At 64.3% G+C, this 20983-nt stretch carries 13 protein-coding genes and 1 pseudogene; 6 read left to right on the top strand and 8 right to left on the bottom strand.

Annotated features, from left to right (window positions below; translation table 11 throughout):
- Positions 1–857: serine/threonine-protein kinase (locus ABDV69_RS02695; protein ID WP_343571792.1), on the bottom strand; the 857-nt coding region annotated here is incomplete at its 3' end.
- Between the two features lie 880 nt (positions 858–1737).
- Between ABDV69_RS02695 and ABDV69_RS02690 the strand changes: the two genes are divergently transcribed.
- From ABDV69_RS02690 to ABDV69_RS02675, 4 genes and pseudogenes are all read left to right on the top strand, one after another.
- A complete protein-coding gene (locus ABDV69_RS02690) occupies positions 1738–2007 on the top strand; it encodes a hypothetical protein (protein WP_343571791.1) in 270 nt (89 codons plus the stop codon).
- 11 nt (positions 2008–2018) lie between these two features.
- Positions 2019–3347, top strand: coding sequence for a hypothetical protein (locus ABDV69_RS02685; RefSeq protein WP_343571790.1), 1329 nt, complete (start codon positions 2019–2021; stop codon positions 3345–3347).
- Positions 3348–4052: 705 nt separating this feature from the next.
- Positions 4053–4316, top strand: a pseudogene (locus ABDV69_RS02680) (alpha/beta hydrolase); the annotation flags it as partial.
- 40 nt (positions 4317–4356) lie between these two features.
- Entirely contained in the window at positions 4357–4848 is a 492-nt protein-coding gene (locus tag ABDV69_RS02675) for a DUF309 domain-containing protein (protein ID WP_343571789.1), read from the top strand.
- A 399-nt stretch (positions 4849–5247) separates the two neighbouring features.
- Here the strand turns inward: ABDV69_RS02675 and ABDV69_RS02670 are convergent, their stop codons facing one another.
- From ABDV69_RS02670 to ABDV69_RS02645, 6 genes are all read right to left on the bottom strand, one after another.
- Positions 5248–9219: a DUF3427 domain-containing protein gene (locus ABDV69_RS02670; protein ID WP_343571788.1), complete on the bottom strand. Its 3972-nt coding sequence runs from the start codon at positions 9217–9219 to the stop codon at positions 5248–5250.
- Positions 9219–10934 carry an exodeoxyribonuclease V subunit alpha gene (gene recD / locus ABDV69_RS02665; RefSeq protein WP_343571787.1) on the bottom strand — a complete coding sequence of 572 codons (1716 nt, stop codon included), beginning with the start codon at positions 10932–10934 and terminating at the stop codon, positions 9219–9221. Before recD ends, ABDV69_RS02670 begins: the two co-directional genes overlap by 1 nt.
- A complete protein-coding gene (gene recB / locus ABDV69_RS02660) occupies positions 10931–14206 on the bottom strand; it encodes an exodeoxyribonuclease V subunit beta (RefSeq protein WP_343571786.1) in 3276 nt (1091 codons plus the stop codon). The genes recD and recB overlap by 4 nt, the downstream gene beginning before the upstream one ends.
- Positions 14206–17484, bottom strand: a complete 3279-nt coding sequence (gene recC, locus ABDV69_RS02655) for an exodeoxyribonuclease V subunit gamma (RefSeq protein ID WP_343571785.1) — start codon at positions 17482–17484, stop codon at positions 14206–14208. Before recC ends, recB begins: the two co-directional genes overlap by 1 nt.
- A gap of 286 nt (positions 17485–17770) precedes the next feature.
- Positions 17771–18349, bottom strand: a complete 579-nt coding sequence (locus ABDV69_RS02650) for a zeta toxin family protein (protein ID WP_343571784.1) — start codon at positions 18347–18349, stop codon at positions 17771–17773.
- On the bottom strand, positions 18346–18777 hold the full coding sequence (locus tag ABDV69_RS02645; RefSeq protein WP_343571783.1) for a hypothetical protein: 432 nt from the start codon (positions 18775–18777) through the stop codon (positions 18346–18348). The genes ABDV69_RS02650 and ABDV69_RS02645 overlap by 4 nt, the downstream gene beginning before the upstream one ends.
- A 219-nt stretch (positions 18778–18996) precedes the next feature.
- On the opposite strand from ABDV69_RS02645, the gene ABDV69_RS02640 reads away from it, so the two are divergent.
- Both ABDV69_RS02640 and ABDV69_RS02635 read left to right on the top strand, forming a co-directional pair.
- A complete protein-coding gene (locus ABDV69_RS02640) occupies positions 18997–19749 on the top strand; it encodes a class I SAM-dependent methyltransferase (RefSeq protein WP_343571782.1) in 753 nt (250 codons plus the stop codon).
- Positions 19750–19969: 220 nt separating this feature from the next.
- Positions 19970–20227, top strand: coding sequence for a hypothetical protein (locus tag ABDV69_RS02635; RefSeq protein WP_343571781.1), 258 nt, complete (start codon positions 19970–19972; stop codon positions 20225–20227).
- Between the two features lie 39 nt (positions 20228–20266).
- Here the strand turns inward: ABDV69_RS02635 and ABDV69_RS02630 are convergent, their stop codons facing one another.
- Entirely contained in the window at positions 20267–20983 is a 717-nt protein-coding gene (locus ABDV69_RS02630; protein ID WP_343571780.1) for a TVP38/TMEM64 family protein, read from the bottom strand.

The following is a 20983-nucleotide window of genomic DNA, read 5'->3' as shown; positions in this document are numbered from 1 at the left end:
GTGCTGGCCTGAGAAGCGCTGTGCCCGTTGCCCTTTAGTGCGCGTTGAGCGGCCCGCCCCAGGGCGCCGGCGCTGCCGTAGCGGTCATCGGGTTCTTTTGCCATGCCGCGCGCGATGACGTCGTCGAAACCCACTGGCACGCGCGGGTTGACCACGCTCGGTCGTGGCGGGGGCGAGGTGAGGTGGGCTGCAAGAGCTTGCTCAAGGCTGCGACTCGCAAACGGTGTGCGGCCGACCAGCGCCTCGTACAACACGCCCGCCAGCGAATAGACGTCGGCTGCCGGCGTATTCGGCAGGTCGTTGAAACGTTCGGGCGCCATATAGTCGAAACTGCCGATTTGATAGCCGCCCATCGTCAGCCGAGAGTCGCCCTTCGCCTGTGCGATGCCAAAGTCGAGCAAGTAGGCGAAATCACCCGCTGTGGCAATGATGTTCTGCGGCTTGACGTCACGATGAATCAGGCCCTCGGCGTGCGCCGCGTCCAACGCCGACGCGACCTGGTTGACGATGGCTACCGCGCGTTGCGGTTCCAACGGCCCCGTCTTGAGTAACTCATGCAACGTCTGCCCCTTGACCAGGCGCATGTCGATGTAGAGCTTGCCGTCGATTTCGCCCCAGTCATGGATCGGGATGACATGGGGTTCTTGCAGAACCGCCGCGGCATGCGACTCGCGCTGAAATCGGGTGCGGTACTGCTCGTCTTCTGAGTACTCCTCGCGAAGGATCTTGAGCGCAACGCTTCGGCGCTTGTCGGTGTCGTAGGCCTCGTAGACCTCACCCATCCCACCCTTGCCGAGCAGCCGGTTCAGGCTGTACTTGCCGAACGTGCGGCCGGCCCGCGAATTGGCCGTAGTCACCCTTTCCTCCCTTGACACGTCGCAGTATGCAACGCGGCGCCGACTGGTACGCCAGGTTTGCCGATCAGCAGTTCGCGACTCGGGAATTTTGAGGTATCGATGGAGCCACGAGGTACCGACAGCTTCGGGGAGAACATGCGGTCGCGGGCATCGTCCAGGTGGCGGTGCACCAGCGGCTCGTCGCGTGGCGTTTCGGGTCATGCCTGTGAAATCGACCCGTTCAACAGCCAGCGCCCTCCAACTCATCGAACAGTCCGCTGATCGGGTCCACGATCTGTTGCATGACGGACAGCAGTCCAATCGGCTCGCGGTCGGGCACCTCGATGTACTCCCCGAACTCCGCCGTGGAGAGAATCTCGGGATGCCGCTGGTAGACACTGCTCGGTTGTACACCAAGCTATGGACAACCACTGCGGAGGTGGGTGTTGGCCTGTCGCTGAAAATGACGAGGATGCCGTCAGTGCCGACGCCGACGAGAAGGCGGGTTTGCTCGTCATCCTGGCGGCGTGATGGTCTCGATGACGCAGTGGAGGGCACAGTGACGGTTGGTTCGGTCACCGTGATGCTGCCTCGGGTGTGGAGAATTTCCCGGAATCCTCGCCGTTGTCAGCGGATTCGGGGCGGGGACACGCGAGCATGACCGCGTGCGCACACCGCGCAGCGACCCCCGGGGCGCGCTGGTGCGCCGGTGCGCACACCGCGGCCGCCGGCGGCCCTAACCAACGCCCTGCTTTCGGCGGAACGTCTGCCCCCTGCATGGTGCCGACGCGATCCTGTTCTGCTGTTCACTCGAAAACCGCGGGCAGGTGCCTGTGATCCGCGTAAGGCCTAATATCGGCTCATGCCAGCCGAGAATTCCGCCGGCGCTCGATGATTGCGGGTGCTCGCCTCCGGGCTCGCGCAGCTCGCGGCGAAGTGTGAGGAGGTCAGCGCCGAGCTGGGCGACGCCGCCGCCAAGCCGCCGGTCACCGCCGGGGCCGGGTGGCCATCGAGTGCTGCCGTGACGAACGCCGCCGTGGCGGCGGGTAAAGACCTGGCCGGGATCGGGGCGCGAGTCGGCGCGCGCGGGGCCCACTACAGCGCGGCCGACGTCGCCTACACCCAGACCGAGGACCAGTCGGCAGCAAAGCTTCGCGCACTGGTGGTCTGATACCCGCCACCATGCTGGACTGGCCCACACTGGCGGAGCTGCGCACCGCCGACTACTCGTACTTCGGGCAACTGGCCGGCTATTTAGAGAAAATCTCTTCCCAGGCGCAGACCGCGCTGCAGGATTTAGCCCAGGACGTCAAACGCCCCGGCGGCGTCGACTGGGAGGGGGAGGCTGGCGACGCGGCGATCGCCCAGGCCCACGCCGACCTCATCAAGGCACGCCCGATCATGTGGTCCTGGGACGACGTAGCAGTGTCCGCTCGGCGCTGGCAAGACGGGTTGCAAGCTGGGACATGCGCAGCACTCGATGCCGTCGACGACGCCCAACGCGACGGTTTCACCGTCAACCAGGACTACAGCGTCTCCGACACCCGCCGATCCGCCACCGAAGCGCAGTTCGCGCAGCGCGTAGCGGCTGCTGAAGCGCACTCGAACTACATCCGCTACCACGTCGGCGCCCTCGTCGCCAACGAGTCCCGCATGAACGCCGAACTCAAGACCATGACCGCCCAGTGGGGCACCCTAACCTTCCCCCAATCCGGCGGCGGTGTGAAAGCCCAGCCAGCCGACCGCACCTTTAAACAAGGCCCCGACCAACCGCCGCCGCCCGGGCTAAAAGACCCATCGGAAGGCCGGCTGCCGGATCCCGTCGGCAAGCTCGGCCTGCCTAACTACAACCCCGGTTCGCTATCTGATGAAGATGCCCGAGCTGTTTACGCGCATGGTGAACTGCGGATGCGCGTCCTCAACGAGCAACTCGTCAAACAAGGGCTCAACGCCGAAGAGCGTGCGAAAAAAATGTTCGAGCAACGGAATTCGCTGCGCTCGTGGGTGCGTGACCTGATGCGTGATCGCACCGCCGCCGACTGGCTAGCCGAGAACCGTCCCAATCAGACTTGGGAGCAATCCATACAGAAGGAAATTTCTCGAGGAAAGCAAGGCGACACCATCTACGAGGGCATCATTGAAAGCTCTACGCGCAGCAACCCCGGTGTCAACGCGGCCACCGGCATCAACCCCGAGCATCCGCCGGCGCTACCAGCGGTGCACCCGTCGGCGCCGATTGAGAGTATGCACACGGAATCGCATCCCCCAACTCCACCGGCGCCTGAAACCGTGCACTCACCGGCTGCGCCGCCGGTCAAGTCAGCACAGGTTGAGCCGCCCGCGCCTCGAGCGTTGCCTCCGGCCGAGGGCGGCGGTGAAGGGCCAATGCTTCCCGGTGCGCCCGGTCAACCCTTCGGGCCCCAGGTAATACCTCCGCCGCACGCTCATCCGCACTGGTTGGGCGAGACCCCGGAAGAAGAATGGGAGGAAGGCCCCGCCGGCCAGCATTAATTAACCCTCACTAAAGCATCGGCTAACGCGAGATGGACGGGCCGCAAACTGGCGGACGGCCGATACTTGGCCTCTGCCGGAGTCTGAGCCGCGACAACCGTCGATGAAGGCGGTATGGCACAGTTGGTACCCGACACCGCCGTTGTCGTACCTGCTGGGAATAATTGGGTCATGACGGACGCTGACCATGCTCCCGATCAGGGATCAACGTTTCGACACTTTCGCTATGACGCCACAGGTCTAGCTGGTCGTCGAATGCGCGTAGTAGCTGAATACCCCGAGGATGACTCTGGTAGGGACTCAGACCTTCCGCCAGGAACCAAGGACGTGATAGCGGTCGATGACACGCCCAGCGTTTTTCTTGAGATGCGTGTCCATCCGGTAGATATGCCAGAGCGACTTGCCTCTGTCCGATTCGATCAGCTCGCGCTCTACATCGAGGAGTGAATCATCATCAGTCGGAAAGGCGTGAGTGACCGACGACGGTCCTAAGATGGCGGACTTGGGCAGTGGACTGGTGATGGCCCGACCGTTGCCGCGGCAAGCATCGCCGGTTGCGCAACCACGACCACCGGTACAACTGCGGCAACATCGACCGGCGCACACGCCGCATCGTCGAGCATCCCTGTGCCCATGCCGCCCACCATTAATCAGGGAATTCAAGTGTCGGGGCCGGTGTCTCAGCTGCAGCCAGCAGGCCCAATCATTAGCGCGCTGAACAGGCTGCGGCTGCGTGAGGAGCTACCGATCATGGCGATCTGGGGTGATCGGGACGGCATCATTCCCGTCGACCACGCCTATGCCGCGCGTGAGGCGCGCTCGGACAGCAGGCTGGAGATCCTGCCGGGGGTCGGGCACTTCCCGCAGGTGGAGGCGCCCAACGAGGTGGTCGAGCTGATCAAGGACTTCATGGCGACCAGCGATCGTCGGGAATTGGAGAGCCTGGAGTTGAGCTTGGAGGTCGAGTAGGGCCGTTTGTCTCACAGCGTGGCTTGCCATGATTGGGCATATGGCCGAGCGTGATCGGGACGACTCGGGTCGACCCAGAAGCGCACGTCCGCGTGATTCTTTGGGTCGGCCGCTGCCCTACGGCGGTGAGGGCGTTCCGCGGATTCCCGATGACCTCGAGCTAACAGCGGCCGAAACCCTGGCCTATGCGCAGGATCTACTGGATCAGGGCCTGGCGTTCAACGCGCACGAGGTCTTTGAGGCGGCGTGGAAGTCCGGTCCCGACGATGAACGGATGTCGTGGCAAGGTCTGGCGCAGCTCGCGGTTGGCATCACCCACGTCCAGCGCGGCAACGTCGAGGGGGCGACGAGTCTGCTGCGCAGCGCATCGGCCCGTCTTGCGCACGCCGACCGCCCGGGACGCCATGGGATCGACGTCGCCGGTTTGGTGGACTATGCCGATGGACTGATCGACGATCTTGTGGCGGGAGTCCAGATCACGCCGCAGCGGTTGCGACCACGTCTGGTCGCCCTCGAATCCGGTCGCGCGTAGCGGCTTTCTGAGGTGATCCGATGGCGACCTCCACGGCATACGCGCCCGGGCGTACGCAGTAGGCGACTACTCGGACCGCGCCAGCTACCGCGGTGTGGGGGCGTGGTAAGGGCTGGAGTTTCCAGGGGAGGCCAGCGACATGGCGCAGTCGTTGGTCAACAACGCCGAGAGAGTGGATCGTTTCCGCGGCGGGCACTGGCCCACACAGCAACCGCGGAGATGACCGGCGACAGCGTAGTGCCGCTGATCGCGACTAACTATACGTTCGGCGCCAGGGACGTTATGTCCAACGGGCACTGCACTTAATCCGAAGTTGCGTCCGAAGGTGGTGTCGGGCGCAATGGTTACGTAGCGCGCCGGCGATGGGACGTATCGACGCACTGCGACGAAGTTCAGTGTTCAAGCTAGCTGCACGCCTAGACGCGACTGGAGCTCACCCGACAACGGAGTCAGAAGTCTGAACGTGACCAACACCGGTTTTGATCCTTCATGTCTGAGCGGTATCACCCGCCCTAAGTATGTGAATGGCCCGTCTTTCCGCCGCATCCACAGCTCGATCGACTTTCCGGTTTCGAGGGCGTCGAGTATCTCCCTGCCCTTCTTGCCTTCGGGATGCGTCGACGATTGCGAACTCCAGACGAACACGTCAGGAGCCTCGAAATGCTCGACGTACTGTTTGCGGTCCGCCCGCTTTTCCAGGCTGACAAATAGGATAGCGTAATTTTGAAGGGACACATGGCCCGATTGCCAGTTGCCGGGGTTGAATTCCTCGCCGTAAAGTTCTGGCACATCACGGCTTTTGAACTGCTCACCAATGCGTGGGGTGAGTGGATTGATGTCTTGCTGGTCGAGCTTGGAAATCAAGCGCGCGACCGGCCGCATGTCTGCTCGTCCCTCAATTGGCGCTACTGCAGGGTTATTCGATTCCAGGAGGTAACCGGCTCGCTCCCGCCGAAGAATCTTGAGTGTGCCAGCGACGCCATACTTTCCGGCCGTCTCAACCAGTACAGGCTGGTCGAGATAATCACTCGCCGACCCGCCGATGATCCACTCGAACAGCAGCGGGTCGCCGTTGCGAATCGGGTCGGGTCCACCGTCCATTGAGTCACCGTGTGCAAAGCACACGAAGTTGCGCGACGGTGTTATTTCGTGACCAGCCTTGCGCCTAATCGCGATCTCGGCAGCGAAGTGGTCGCTCCACGAGGTCTCTACGCCCGGTCCGCATGCCACTGTGTAGTCGCTGAACAGCGGCACGTAATCAACTTCGAACTCGCTGGAAGCTGGGGCACCAGGCCGCAATAACAGCGTTCCATCGATCTGCTCTAGCTCGACCGTATGCGACGTACCCGGGTGCCCGGTCGACGGGCCGAACCAGCCGCGAAGCAGGCCGGGTAGCGCGTTGCCGGCAGTTCCGTCGCGGGTCGCGACGGTCACCGCGCCCTTGGCGAATGAGGCCTGATACTCGGCACCATCGGCAATGAAGGTTTCGTGGCCGGCTGGCAAATCCTGGTACTGCCTTCGATCCAACCGAATGATCGGATGACCATCAGCGTACGTCAGGCGGCATGTCCACGATCGAGTCGTTGATCTTTCTTTGTTGAGAACGTAACTGGCAAGCCGGTATTCGACGAGCTCTGCCACCATGGAATCGAAGATCTCACCGAGGCTGTTGTCGATCGCAAACGTCGGAAGAATCCGATCGGATTCGATTTCGAATAACGGGTTCGTTCGTGCTGCCGCAGAGCCGGTACCGGTCAAATGTGCGATCGGCCACGTATGCCAGTACCGAACCCATTTTTCGATTGGCGCTCCGGCGAGGTCAGGGAACTCCTTCGCTGGCACCTCGCTGGCAAGTCGCGGATCATTCAATAGCAACTCGCGTGAGGCTTCAGCATTGCGGGCAATTTCTTCCCCTGCTCGCAGGACGCCATCCTGCAGAAGCGCGCGGATCGCCACGAGTTTGTAACTCTTGGTAATGGTTTCGGTTTGGAAAGCGCGCAAAATATCGCCGTAAGCGTCGGCGACAGTTGCCTCTCGCTCGCCGAGCAGCTCGGCAATTCGCAGAAACGCAAACCAGCTGCCGTACCTGCTGGTCACGGACGCCGGGTCGTGTCCAGCCCGGAACGTTTGTGCGGCCGTCGGGCGCAGCCCCTCTTCTTCGAGATATGAACGGCAGTACTCTTCGATCGCATCGCGTGCGGTAACACGCGAAAGCTGCCTTAACATGTCAACGACCGTCAGGTCGTAATCCACTGAACACCCTTCGGGCAGATCAAAGTCGTTTCGCTCCAACGCCTGAAGTACTTGCAACGTGGTCGGTGCCTCCCGGCGGCCCAAGCTCAACAGCGTCCGAGGCTTTAGTAAGAACGACCGGTGGTTCCCGATGAAGTCGATCACGGTCAGCGCTCTCTTGCCCTCATGCGTCCGGAGACCGCGACCAAGCTGCTGCAGGAACACAATCGGTGACTCTGTTGGCCGCAGCATCAGTACCGTATCGACGTCCGGCACGTCTAGTCCTTCATTGAACATATCGATACTGAAGATGACCTCGAGATCACCAGCACGCAGAGCATCGATTGATTCGTGTCGCGGATCGCTTGTCGCGCGGCTGTGTACTGAAGCGCAGCGAATCCCTCGTGTCCGGAAGAAGTCGCGCATGAAGTCCGAGTGGTGCTGCGAAACACAGAATGCCAGAGTGCGACTACCTCGGTGAGCCTGCCATTCGTCGAATGCCGACTGCGCACGCTCTTGCGTTTCGACGGCTGCTTGCAACGTTTCTGGATCGAATTTGCCGTTACGCCACGGAATCGGTTCGAAGTCAACCGGATCTGGCACACCCCAGTAGTGGAATGGCACCAATTCGGCACGTCGAATGCCTTCGATAAGGTCGCATTCATAGACCAGGTTATCGGCGCACAACGTAAGGAGGTCTGCGCCATCCATCCGATCTGGCGTGGCCGTCAAGCCCACGAGGAAGTCGGGTTTGAAGTGGTCCAACACCTTTCGATACGAGGCCGCTGCGGCGTGGTGAAACTCATCGACCACGACATAGTCGAAAGCATCGGTAGCGAAGCGATCAAGGTTTCGCGACAACGTCTGGACCGATGCAAACACGACGTCCGCAGCAGGCCGCTTTTCTCCGCCGTAGTACAGACCGAGCGACGCAGCGGGTATCACCTGTCGGAACACGTCGCGGCTTTGCTTGAGTATCTCCTCGCGGTGCGCAACGAACAATACACGCGTTACCTCTGAGCGTGCGGTGTCGAACGCCGCCAGCCAGGTCTTGCCTAAACCCGTTGCCATCGTGACCATCCCGGCACGAAAGCCATCGGATCGGCTCTGTGCCAGCGCCCTGAGTGCTTCTTCTTGTATGGGGCGGGGTCTCGGCGGCTCCTCGAGTACGTCGATCACTTCGACGACTTCGGGAACGTACGACGGTGCCGGCTGGTAAGCAGCGATCAATTCATCGGTCAGCGGGAGACTGCGCCGATCCAGCCAAAGAACGTGGAATCTTTCTTGCAACTCGTCAATGGTTCCAACGAGGAGATTCCATTCGATTCCGCCAGCTAGCCCAGATCGGCTGAGATTGCTGCTGCCCACGAATGCGGCCTCTGCTCGACCGTGAGCGGAGTAGAAGAGGTACGCCTTGGGGTGAAAGCTCACGGCTGGGTCGTGAAATAGGCGAACGCGCAAATGGTCCGGATGGTCGTCCATCAGGTCGTGCAGGCGTGCAAGCGCAGCGAGTTCGGTCAATCCCAAGTAGTCGGTGGTGAGAATTCGCACCTGTGCGCGCCGGTCCAGTGCGTCCCGCAGAGGACCTTCGAGCAGATACATCCCAGACATCTTGATGAAGCTCACGACTATATCGACACGGTCGTATTCGATATCACGAAGGTGTTGCGTCAACTGAGGTAACAGCAAGCGCACCTGCCCATCGACAAGCACCGGTGTCTGCGAGGTGAGTCCGAGCTCGTCAGAAATCTCTGTTGGACTCGCCAAGTAATTGCCGCGAGCAGGGATCACATTTCGAACGCCCCCGCGCGGGTCCGGCACGTCGCCAAGGTATCGAGGGATGACGTGGATATGTAGGTGTTCGATGGTTTGACCGGCAGCCGTGCCGGCGTTGAAGCCCACATTGAATCCGTCAGGTGAGTGGTGCTGTTCGATGTGTGCTCGCACCTGCTCGACGAGGTTCATGAGATCGGTTCGTTCGTTTGGTGTCGCTTCCCACCAATCGGTGATCTGGCGGCGCGTCACAACCAAAGCGTGTCCTGGATTGACGGGGTAGACGTCCCATATGGCGAAGGCCGAGCGGTTTGATGCAATCCACTCAGCCCGCGGAATGTCGAAGAACGGAGATTCAGTTGGCATTATTGAACTTTCATTTCTCGTTTGACTTTGGCTTTCTGCAATCGCAACCGAAGTCCACTCGCCCGCACCGCTCGCCGTTCGATCGCCGCCCGCACCGAGGCCTCCGATCCGACCAACCGCACATTCCCTTTCGCCCGAGTCACCGCGGTATAGAACAACTCCCGCGTCAGCAACCGCGAATCCTCGCCTGGTAGTAGCACGGTCACCTCATCAGCCTGGCTGCCCTGCGACTTGTGGATCGTCATCGCATGCATGGTCTCGACATCCGAGAGTCGGTTCACAGCGAAGTCCAGCGGCCCGCTGGCAGCTGCGATAACCGCCCGCAGTCCGTCAACACCGTTGACAACCACACCGGTGTCGCCGTTGTAAACCCGCAACCCGTAGTCGTTGGCGGTCACCAGCAACGGCCGCCCGGGATACCACTCCGACCATGGCGGCTGGCCCGTCTCCTCGGACAACCATCTCTCGACCTGACGGTTCCAGTGCCGCACGCCATATGGGCCTTCCCGATGTGCGCACAGCAGCCGGTGTTCGTCCAGTGTCGCCAGCGCGACGCTAGCGTCGCCGTACAACGCCGCCTCGCGCAGCCGCAACGCATGCGGCAGCAAGACGGAACGTAAAGCGTCCGACGCGTCTTCGACGAACTCGATGTGCTCGCCGCCAGCCCTCAGCAACTCCAGCGCCCGGTCCGCATCACCCACCCGGATCGCGTCGGCCAGCAGGCCGATCGTCTCCCCGAACCGGTGCGACGTTGTCAACGTCGCCACCTCCATGTCGGTGCGCGCAGAAATGCCGTCGACCAAGTCGGCCAATACCGCGCCGGCTTCTACCGACGCCAACTGGTCGGCGTCGCCGACTAGGATCAGCCGGGAATCGGGACGCACCGCTTCGAGTAGTCGCGCCATCATCGTCAGCGACACCATCGACGTCTCGTCGACCACAATCACGTCGTGCGGCAACCGGTTTCCGCGATTGTGCCGAAACCGCGACGACGTGTCGGGCCGGCTACCGAGCAGGCGATGCAGCGTCGTCGCCTGCAGGTCGCCGAGCCGCGCCCGGTCCGCGGGGTCCAACGCCCTCACCTCATGCTGCACGGCCTCCTGCAACCGCGCTGCCGCCTTGCCGGTCGGTGCCGCCAGCGCGATCCGCAACCGGCCTGCCTGCTCGGCCAGCAGCGCCAACAGCCGCGCAACCGTGGTGGTCTTCCCGGTCCCGGGGCCACCGGTCAGAACCGTAACCGCTTGCTTCAGGGCAATTTCCGCCGCTGCGCGCTGCTCGTCGAAACCGGTCGGGAAAAGTCGCTCGAAGGCGGGCATCTGGCTGGTCGGCTTGGACACGCGCAGCGCCAGTAAGTCGTCGCAGACCTGCTTCTCCTCGCGCCAATACCGGTCGAGGTAGAGCAATCGCTCGTCATAGAGGTGCAGAACCTGGCCGAACAGCGGGCTTTTCCGCACCGCCGCGAGCCATGCCTCAGCCGAAGGCCACGGCACGTCCTCTGCGCCGATGTCAAAAGCGATGGTCGCCAACTCGATGCAGACCGATCCGCCGCGAAGTCCGCGCACCAGCAGCGCCACTGCCAACGCCACGCTTTCGTGAGACTCTTTGCCGAGGGCGCAAATTCGTTCCGCCACTCGAACGTCCGAAACTTCCAACACGTCAGCCTCGTTGAATGTCTGCAGCAATCCGCTCGCATCGACGGCAAGTTCGATTGTCATGCCGCCTGCCTTCCCTCGTCGAGAAGACCCGAAAGCGCAACCACCAAAGCACAAGGCGGCTGCCAGCTGAACACCCCGCACGGCTGACCGTCGATCACCGGGGTGTCGGCACCGCACATGCCGCGGACAAAGAGATACATAGCCCCACCGAGGTGCACAGCAGGATCGTAACCCGGCACCCTCCACCGCAGAAAGCGATGCAGCACAACGGTATACAACAGCGCTTGCAGCGGATAGTCGGAATGCAGCATGGCCTCGGCCAGCCGGGCATGGCTGTAATCTGCTGCATTGTCGCCCAGGTAGTTGGTCTTGTAGTCGACCACCAGGTAGCGCTGGTCGGGCAGGCGCAGCACGGCGTCGATGGAGCCGGACAGGTATCCGCGCAGCGATTGGTTGCCCAGCGCGGCGGACGTCAACCGATCGACGTACGGCGCGACCGGATCGTCTTCCGGGAGAAAAACGCGGAGCAATTCACCGACGTCGGACACCGACACGTTCGGTGCGGCGCCACGCACGTCGCCACCGGCAAGCGGGACTTCAAAGGTCAACTCGCGCAATCGGTCTGATAGGCCAATCTGCCGCAAGGTCACGCCACCCGCCAACGGACCCAGTGACGTCTCATTGAGAGGCACCATTGCCGCGGCTAGTTCGGCTGCCGTCACATCTACCGACCACCAGTTCAACTCGCGCAAAGCATGTGTCTGTAGTTCGGCGGCAAAGTCCGGCGCAAAAGGATCGGCATTCTCCAACACCGCATGCACCAGCGACCCGAATGTCGCGCCCCTCGGCAGCGCCGCCATCGGCGATGGCACCGCGGCCCCGGACGCATTCTCGGTCAATGAGATATCATCGGTCTCGTCGTCTAATTCGGTGACCTCGGGCTCGCTGGTGACCCCGACGGCCTCGGCGACCCGGATGAGGCCGGAGTACGACGTCCGCCGCCAGCCGGTGTCGATACTGCGGTGGAAGTGCCGCATCTCCAGCTCCGCCGGCGCTGGCTTTGATGGCACCGGCGGTGCTGCCGCTATCACCGAGGCCTCGATGACCGGACCGCCGGCGGCTTCCCATTCCCGCAGCCGGGCCATCGCATCGTCGTCGGCGATCTTGGCTGGATCACACCGGTCCGGCACAACTGCCTCGCCGGGGCGGCGGCCACGCAGCAGGCGTGACACACCGCCGTTGGGTTCGTCGCGGGACGGCGCCCACCACAGCACCACCTGCGACTTGGCGCGCGTCAACGCGACGTAGCTCAGCCGGCTCGCGTCGCCGGCGTCCGCACGCCTTCCCTGTTGCTTGGCATGCGCGACACCGGCACCGTTCGGGCCGCCGACATACACGCAACGCACGTCGCCTTCGTGGAAAACCACCACATCGTGGTCCTGGACATTGCGGTTGAACGCGAACGGCACATACACGACCGGGAACTCGAGTCCCTTGGCCGCGTACACCGTCATCACCTGGACGGCGGCGGCGTCGCTGTCGAGTCGACGGTTGCGTTCGGTGGCGCCGCTGCGCTCCTCGCGTTGCTTGCGCAGCCAGTCGCGCAGTCCCGGCAGGCCCCATCGATCATGGTGCGCGGCGTCCTGCAGCAACTGGGTGACGTGGGCGAGATCGGTCATCCGCCGCTCGCCGTCCTCCCACGACAGCACCCGATCGCCCATCCCGCGCAACTGCGCGGCTTCGTAGACCGCGGCGACGCCGCGTTCCCTGGCATGGGCGGCCCATTCACGGAGCGTGTCGGCGATCCGGTCGGTCAGTGGGTCACCACCCGCGGCAAGGGTTTCCGCGGTTTCGCCGAAGAACACCGTCGCAGCGGCCGCGCGGACCATGCCGGGGCGATGCGGTTGATCGAATGCCTCCAGCAGGCAGAGCCAGTCTGCCGCGGCGTCGGAGGTGAACACGTCGGTGTTGCCGGTGTACACCACCGGGACGCCCGCGTCGCACAGTGCCTGGAAGCAGACCTCGGCGTCCCGGTGCCGTTCCACGATCACCGCGATGTCGCGGGCCCGCAGTGGGTGACCGTCGAACGTCGCATCACCGGCCAGCAGCGCACCGATGTCGGCGGCGAGGTCGGCGCCGATGTGCTTTCGAATGGTGTCGATGGGTAGATTCTGAACACCCGTGCGGCCCAGCATCTCTCGACAAACGACCCGTAGTCGCAACGGATCGTTGTGTGGCGCTCCCGCCAGCCGGTGACCTTGGTGGTGCGCCGTCACATCCTCCACCACGATTGCGGCGTCACCAAGCTGCGCGCCCCCCAGCAGTACCTGTAGCCGGTCCAACAGCGCAGAGTCGCTGCGCCAGTTGGTGGCCAGCGTCTTCTGCTCGCCGGCTGTCTTCGCCGCCTCCAGATACGTCACGATGTCGCCGCCGCGGAACGCGTAGATGGCCTGCTTCGGGTCGCCGATCAGGATCACCGTGGAGCGTCCGCCGAACGCGCGGTCGATCACCTGCCATTGCACTTGGTCGGTGTCCTGGAATTCGTCGACCATGACGATCGGCCAGCGGGTGTGCATCCGTGTTCGGGCGGGGGAGTCGTCGGTGTCCAGTGCGGTGGCCAGCCGACTCAGCAGGTCGTCGTAGCCGAGGACGCCGAGGCGTCGCTTGCGGGTCTCTAGTTCGGCCAGAACGGCTTTCGCGAATTCGACGCGGGCGGCCGCCTCGGAACCCAGCGGCGGGCCCAGGGGTCGAAGCTGAGCGGCCGGATTGCCGACCACCTCATGCGCCAGCTTCAGCGCGGGGCCGTACTGCAGCAGCGGATCGTCGCGCTCCTGACCGAAGTGGGCCAGATACAGGTCGTCGACGATCTCGGTGGTCAGCTCGTCGAGGCTTTCCAGCAGGGTGACCGTGGCGGCGGTGTCGCCGGCCACCCCGAGCGACTTCAACACCAGCTGGCAGAACTGGTGCGTGGTGGCGATGGTCGCCGCGTCGAAACCGGCCAGCGCATCGCGCAGCCGCTGCGTGCGGCGGATCAGCTGCTCGTCGGTGCCTTGCAGCAGATATGCCACCAGCTGATTGTCACCGGCCGTCGACGGATCGCCGAAAGCGACGACAGCGTGGACGATTTGGCGGCGCACCCGCTCCCGCAACTCCTGGCTGGCCGCTCGACTGAACGTGATGAGCAGCATCTGATCCAGCGTGGCCTCGCCCTCGGCCAGATAGCGCGTCACCAGGCCGGCCAATGCGAATGTCTTGCCGGTGCCCGCACTGGCCTGCAGGACGGTGGTGGAGCGTTCGGCCGGCAATGGGCCGAGCAGGTCGAACGGCTCCATCAGACGGGGATCCTCTCGGCCCGCAGCATCGGCAGCCAGAGCCGACAGGCATATGCCCCGAGCCGGTTGTCTTCGCTGTCGAACTCCTCACCCGGCCGCAGCGGTGTCATCAGGTCGGCAAGTCGCGCGCCGTGGCCCCAGGCCTGCACGTGTGCCGGTGACTGGTTCTCACCGAAAGTGCCGCTCCACGGGTATTCCGCCTTGCTGACCGGGTCGTCGCCGGTATGCCGGGCGACCGCCCACGCGTAGGAGGTCTTGACCGGCAACGGGAGTGGCTCTCGGCGGCCCGCGTCGTAGATCGCCACCAGCTCACGCAGCACTTCGACGGCGTCACCGTCGGGCCGGCCGAGTTCTTCGACCCGTGGAGCGGTGCCCCGCTTCGGACGCCCGATACACGCCGCCGACCAGTCCTGGCGAGAATCACGAGCGAACAACGCCAGCAACGCAATCCACGATTCCAGCAGATGTTTGCCGTCCAACTTGGAATAGGTCACCGACACCAGACGGTGACCGTGAACGGCGGGCACGGTGCCGCTGAGGCGCCGTCCGCCGCCGAGTTCGATGTCGACGTCGTAGGGCGTGGGATCGGCAATGCGGTACAGCTGCGCCTGGGCTGCCAGGAGGCTGGCCTGGTCGCGGATCTCGGTGGCCTTGCGCCAGCCCAGTTTTCCCGGCGGCAGCGTGCCGCGCCGCCACTCGGCCTCGCGCGCCCGCTCCGGGGTCATGCCGCGCAGAACGTCGTGCAGTATCCGGTCGCCGACCGACCACTGTGCGAGGTTGTCCAGGTCGACGGGCATGGCGTCTTCGACGCCGTCGACATCGCGTGGCAAGGTGAAATCCAGCGCCCGGAAGAACCCCTTCACCGGATCTTTGAAGAAGCCGATCAAGTCGGCGAGGATGACGTCCTCGATGGGTCGCGCGGGGAGCGGTTCCGAGATGAACTTCGGGCGCTCGTGGCGGTAGCCGGTACTGGCCGTGGCGGCCCGCAGCGCCGTCGGGTCGAAGCTGAATGGGACGTGCGGCACCAGCTTGCCGGGCTCGACATTGCGAATGTCGAACGGCTGCAACGGATGTTCGACCACGATGCGGTGGCGGATCTTCTCCGCGGTGGTCATGTCGAGGGTGTCGAGCAGCTCGTCCAGCGGCACCGCAGGCGGGCGGGGCTGGCCCGAGTACTGGTTGGCTCCGGTGTAGGTGATGACCAGTTTCTCGGTGGCGGCGCCGATCGCGTCCAGCAGCAATTGCCGGTCCTCAGAACGGATGTCGCGTTCACCGGTCATCGGGTCGCGGGCCAGCACGTCGTCACCGTCGACGACGCCGAGACGCGGGAAGACGCCGTCGTCGAGACCGACCAGGCACACCACCCGATGCGGCACCGAGCGCATCGGCACCATCGTGCACACCGTCAAAGTTCCGGTGCGGAAGTTGGCCCGGGTCGGGCGCCCGGCCAGGTGCTGGTCGAGCAAGGCCCGGATGTCGGGCAACCGTAACAAGGTGTCGGAACGAGAACCGGCCTGCTGCAACACCTCTGCGAACTCACGCTGCATCTGGCGGGTCTGCCAGGCGTCAGATTCGCTGATGCGCGTTAACGTGGTGATTCCATCGTTTAACGCGTTCAGCCAAGCGCGCAACGGTCGCGCGCCGGATAACGAGTCGGCGGTCCTTTCGAGTCGGCAGACGAATTCGGCCAGCTGCCCGGCCAACTCGACACGGTTGCTGCTGACGTCATCGAGCGGCAAGGTGTTGTCGATCCAGGCGTGGGCATCGTCGGACATCGCAACCCCGGCCAGAATGCGGTCGATGCCGAAACGCCAGGTGTTGTGCACGAAGTCGACGTGGTAGGGCCGCCGGTGTTCCTGGTCGAAGCCCCACCGGATGTTCGCCTGCCGCACCCAGCGGGTGATGGACTCCAGGTCGTCATCGGTGAAGCCGAATCGTGCTCGCACCGGCGCGGTCTCGGCGATGGTGAGCACCTCGCTGGCGGTCACCCTGCTGTCGGCCAATGCCAGCAATTGTGAGGCCAGGCCGAGCAGCGGATTGGTCTGGATCAGTGAGCGGTCGGCGAGCTTCACTCTCAACCGGTGAGCGGGATGCGCGCCGTGCACAATGTCGCCGAGGCCGAAGTCGGCGACGATCAGCGGCGCATAGGTTTCGATGTCCGGACACATCACCAGGATGTCGCGCGGCTCCAGCGTCGAGTCGTCTTGCAGCAGGCCCAGCAGCACCTCACGCAAGACATCGACTTGGCGGGCCGGGCCGTGACAACTGTGCACCTGCACTGAGCGGTCGCCCGTTGCGAGCGTCCGTCCTTGTGGCCGAACGGTATTCGCGGCAATATCGGACTGCAGCCAACTGAGCAGGGAGTCGGAGCGGCCCGCATTGGACACGTACTCATCGGTGGGCAGATCGGCCGGCAGGCTGCGCTGCAGTTCGCGCAGGTCGCGCCCGAGCGTCGCCAGCAGTGGATGGTCGACCTCGCGGTGGCTGGCGTCCTCGCGGCGCGGGATAGCGCCATGGTGGGCGGCCAGCTTCTGCCACAGCGCATCGCTGGGGTGCGGCAGCCACACATGCAGATTGTGATGAGTGGACAACGCCTGCAGCAGTTCGATGTCGGTGCACGCCAACCGGGTGTGTCCGAACAGCGACAGCCGAGCCGGCAACTCGCTCGGCCCGTCCCGAAGCCGGGTCACCGTCTTCTGCTGCCGGATGTGCGGGGGGTCGGCGTCGATGCGCTGGACGAGGGCGCGCCACAGCTCGGGCTGCCAGGCCAAGTCATCGTCGAGGCCTGCTGCGTTGCCGTCGAGCCAGTCGATGAGCAGCTGCGGGCGCTGCCGGGCATAGGAGGCGAACAGCCCGGCCAGCCGCCGCGCCACCGAATACCGTCGGCCGCGGCGCAACTCGGCTTCATCGTCGCAGTCGACATGACCCAAGTGCCGTGCCAGGATGGTGCACCAGGGCTGGTCGAGTGAGGCGTCGATCGTTTCCAGCAGCGGCCACGTCATCGCGTCCGGCGACCACAGGTCGTCGTCGACGGTGCCGGTGATCTCCGCGATCAACGAGCCCGGGCTGCGAAATGCCACCCCGGCGCACACGCCGTCGCCGCTGCTGCCGGCGCCCAGGATGTGCGACAGCCGCTGGCTGAGCCACCGCTCGACGCCGCGAGCCGGCACCAGGACAAGCTCCTCGGCGAACGGGTCGGGCAGCGGGTCGGCCAGCAGCGCGCCCAGCCCGTCGGCCAGCAGGTCGGTGCGCTCGGCACGGTGGAGGTGAAGTGCCATTGAGGGTCACCCTAAGGCGGAAAGCCGACCTCGTTGAGCGGATCGGAGGTTTGTTCTACGTACGTACCAGGAAAGGTTCGATACCGGTGAGTTTTTTGCGGCTGTGGCTGTTAGCGGCCCGGCGCAACATGGGGGAGGCCCGCAGCCGCTGCCGACTTCGACCAGCCCGTCCTCCAGTCGCTGTCAGGTACCGTCGCTGACCGCAATGCAAGTCCCTGGATCACTGCGCGGGGTCTGCTGCATGAATAGGTGACGTAGTGACTCCGACCCTGATCAGAAAGTAGAGCTACGCTCCGCACGCCAAGCGCAAGACGTCAGGCGTCCACGCCGGCCAGGCCGGCGAGCCGATACAGAAGCCGTCGTTCAGCTGCGCGACGATGCAGGGGCCTGTCAGCCCGCTGTTGTCGTACACGGTGGACGCATCGCAACGAACGACCGCGACGGCGACAAATTCCCAAAGACGTTGGTAGCGTTCGCGGATCTTGTTCTCGGGCACATCGTGCCCGCCAGCGCTTACCCGGCACCGGACCCGCTCGACCGCCAGCTCCTCGGGGATGAGCAGGACATGCAGGACGATCGCGTAGTCCGCCGCGCGCGCTGCGTCGATGAGTTCAAGCTTCGACGGGTGGGAGAACACGGTCTCGGCGATGAACGACGCGCCCAGCGCGATGAGCTTGGTCCTCGTCTGCGCCGCCACCCGTGCGGCCTCATACGAATGCGAGGCCGCATCGTCGGGCCATCGCTGTTTGGCGATCTCGTCGGCGTTGACGAAGGCGCTGCCGCGCAACAATGGCGCCAGCGTGAGTTCGACGAACGTTGACTTGCCGGCTCCATTCGGCCCGACGACGAGATCGAGCCGCTTCATCGGGTGGGTGCGGCGCTGGCCTTCCTGCGGCGTGGCGGGCGCCGCCTTCCGGTCAGCACGACCGAGGACCCGTCCGGGCGGTGCTCGACGATCTCGCCGTTCTCATCGAGAGCAACCGTGGTGATGCCGCGCCCGGCCAACACTTTCCCGTAATTCGATGCTGCGAGTTTCTCTTGAACGGCCGCGGCGATCTCGGCGTTGAACACCGCGCCCTCTTCGACGTTGAGTTCGCGCAGTTCCAGCTCGCCGGCCAGTGCGGCCTCGACCCGTCGCCGGGCCGCCGTCTGCTGACTCGACACCGCGCGCCCCACTCGCGCCCAGTGGTCGAGCTGCTGCTTGGTCGAGCGGCTCTGCCGCGCGCCCTCGGCGGCGGCGCTGTCCATGAGATCGGCTGCGATGCGGGTCACCCGATCAGCGGCGTTCGTCATAACGTCTCCTGGCGTAGCAGTCTGCTACGACTGTAGCAAACTGCGGCACGGCTTATCGGCACATGGTGGCGGCCGCGCTGGTCTGGCGCGACAATCCCGGCCCCGTGCGCCGAAGTGTAAGCATTTCAGCGCGCCCCAGCCGGTTAACCTCGAGACGCGGCATAAAGTATTTGAAAGCAACGATGCTTGATCGGGAGAGGGTTTGCGATGGCGCACGTGATGCCGCGAGATCATAAGGGCAACTACGGAATTGACGGATCGTTTCACACCATCTCGGCCCGTGGGCAGGCCGTCACCATCGGCGTCGGATCGGTAGCCCTCGCGGCGTGGTCGGCAATCAGCGCCCGCCGCGGCAAGCGATTGGCCGCCGCGCTGACCGGCGCGTCGTCGCTCGGCATTGCCGCGAGCACCGCGCTCTACATCTACGCAACCAAGGCCGGCAAGTTCGCGGTGTGGCAGCACATCCTCGACGAATTCGTGCTCCAAGGCGACGAAACCGTGCTCGACATGGGATGCGGCCGAGGCGCGGTGCTGCTGGCCATAGCCAAGCGACTCCCCAACGGACGCGCCGTCGGCGTCGACCTGTGGCAGGCCGACCAGACCGACAACTCACCGTCGGCAACCCTGGCCAACGCGGAAGTGGAAGGCGTCCAGGACCGTATCGAATTGCACACCGCAGACATGACCGCACTTCCTTTCGGCGACAACAGCTTCGACGCCATCGTGAGCAGCCTGGCCATCCACAACATCGCGGGCCACGACGGCAGACGCGCCGCTCTGAACGAGGCCATTCGCGTCTTGAAGCCCGGCGGCCGCCTTGCCATCGCAGATTTGTGGGAAACGAAGCAGCACGCCGATTATCTGAAAAAGCACGGTTGGCAGCAGGTCGGACGCAAGAGCGTCGGATGGCGGATGTGGTTCGGCGGCCCGTGGATCTCGACCCATCTTGTCACCGCGACGAAGCCGCGATGAATCACGCTGGAACACCTGCCCAACACTGCGCTTAGCTGGGCATATCGGGATACGCCGAAAACTCTGCCCAAGTCGGTGGCGTCGCCGATGAGCGCGGTGATGGCTGCAATTTCCGATTCCGACCAGCCGGTTGGCCCGACGACGAGACCGCTACCCTGACGTGACCGCCGGCCGTTAGGCAGATTTGCTCCGGCGGCAAGCCAAATTCAGGAGGACGAGCATGCAGATCTCTAAATTCCGACTGACGCTAGCCGGCGTGATCACCGCGGCCAGCTTCAGCCTCGCAGGCGCCGGCGTGGCCTACGCCGTCCAACCACACATGGTCAGTGCGAGAGACCACCTGAAACAGGGCCTCTCCGAGTTGCAGATCGCCGACCCCTTCGATTCGGGTGGACACCGCGAACAGGCGATCGAGATGGTTCGACTGGCGATCGACGAAGTCGACCAAGGTATCGACTACGCCGAGCTGCACCAGTAGGGCGCGCTGAGCGAATTCGCTCAGAGGCGGGCACATCGACTACTGCGACCGGAGCGTGGCTGGTGGGACTTCTGTGACCGCTGGTTCTTTGTGTCCACGCCATGTACGAAAACCCTGCCGAGCCGCAAACGCGCCGACTACCGCAGTCACGCACCACACCCCGATCGCGGTATACGCCAGCACCGGCGACTTGTTCCCGATCGAGGCGCCCAACGCGGTGTAGACGAACGCGCGCGGCAGTGAGCCGATGAACGCGCCAACGGCCATCTGCCACAACGGAACTCCGAACGCGCCGAAAGCATACGAGGCCATCGCATCCGACAGCCCGGGAATGAAGCGCTGACCGACGACCGCCCACAGGCCGCGCCGCTGGATCAGCGCATCGAGACGGTCGGCGCGGTCGGCCCCCAGTAGGGTCCGCGCGCTGTCGCGACCCGCCCGACGTCCCGCGAAGGCCGCGACGACCGCGGTGCCCACCGTGGCGCCCAACGTCACGAACACACCCAGCAGCGGGCCGAACAGCAGTCCGCTGCTGGCCGCCAGGATCGGGCCCGGCACGAAGATGGCGCCCAGCGCAGCCGACAGCACAACGTAGGTGAACGGCGCCAGCGGACCCGTCGCCTGCACCCAGTCCCGCACGTCCTCGACCTTCACCACGTGCTTGACGGCCAGCAGATAGAACAACACGACCAGGAACGCGGCAAACACCGCAAGCCGGATGATGTGCGGCCGCCGGGAGGTCGGTGGGGAGGTCAT

It is taken from the genome of Mycobacterium sp. (assembly GCF_039583785.1).
Taxonomy (GTDB): domain Bacteria; phylum Actinomycetota; class Actinomycetes; order Mycobacteriales; family Mycobacteriaceae; genus Mycobacterium.
This window is presented reverse-complemented; position numbering and strand designations above follow the sequence as displayed.

Coding starts and splice junctions, on each gene's coding strand:
- ABDV69_RS02685 (WP_343571790.1), top strand. CDS start 2,019: ATGCTGGACTGGCCCACACTGGCGGAGCTGCGCACCGCCGACTACTCG.
- ABDV69_RS02675 (WP_343571789.1), top strand. CDS start 4,357: ATGGCCGAGCGTGATCGGGACGACTCGGGTCGACCCAGAAGCGCACGT.
- ABDV69_RS02670 (WP_343571788.1), bottom strand. CDS start 9,219: ATGCCAACTGAATCTCCGTTCTTCGACATTCCGCGGGCTGAGTGGATT.
- recD (WP_343571787.1), bottom strand. CDS start 10,934: ATGACAATCGAACTTGCCGTCGATGCGAGCGGATTGCTGCAGACATTC.
- recB (WP_343571786.1), bottom strand. CDS start 14,206: ATGGAGCCGTTCGACCTGCTCGGCCCATTGCCGGCCGAACGCTCCACC.
- recC (WP_343571785.1), bottom strand. CDS start 17,484: ATGGCACTTCACCTCCACCGTGCCGAGCGCACCGACCTGCTGGCCGAC.
- ABDV69_RS02650 (WP_343571784.1), bottom strand. CDS start 18,349: ATGAAGCGGCTCGATCTCGTCGTCGGGCCGAATGGAGCCGGCAAGTCA.
- ABDV69_RS02645 (WP_343571783.1), bottom strand. CDS start 18,777: ATGACGAACGCCGCTGATCGGGTGACCCGCATCGCAGCCGATCTCATG.
- ABDV69_RS02640 (WP_343571782.1), top strand. CDS start 18,997: ATGCCGCGAGATCATAAGGGCAACTACGGAATTGACGGATCGTTTCAC.
- ABDV69_RS02635 (WP_343571781.1), top strand. CDS start 19,970: ATGCAGATCTCTAAATTCCGACTGACGCTAGCCGGCGTGATCACCGCG.
- ABDV69_RS02630 (WP_343571780.1), bottom strand. CDS start 20,983: ATGACCTCCCCACCGACCTCCCGGCGGCCGCACATCATCCGGCTTGCG.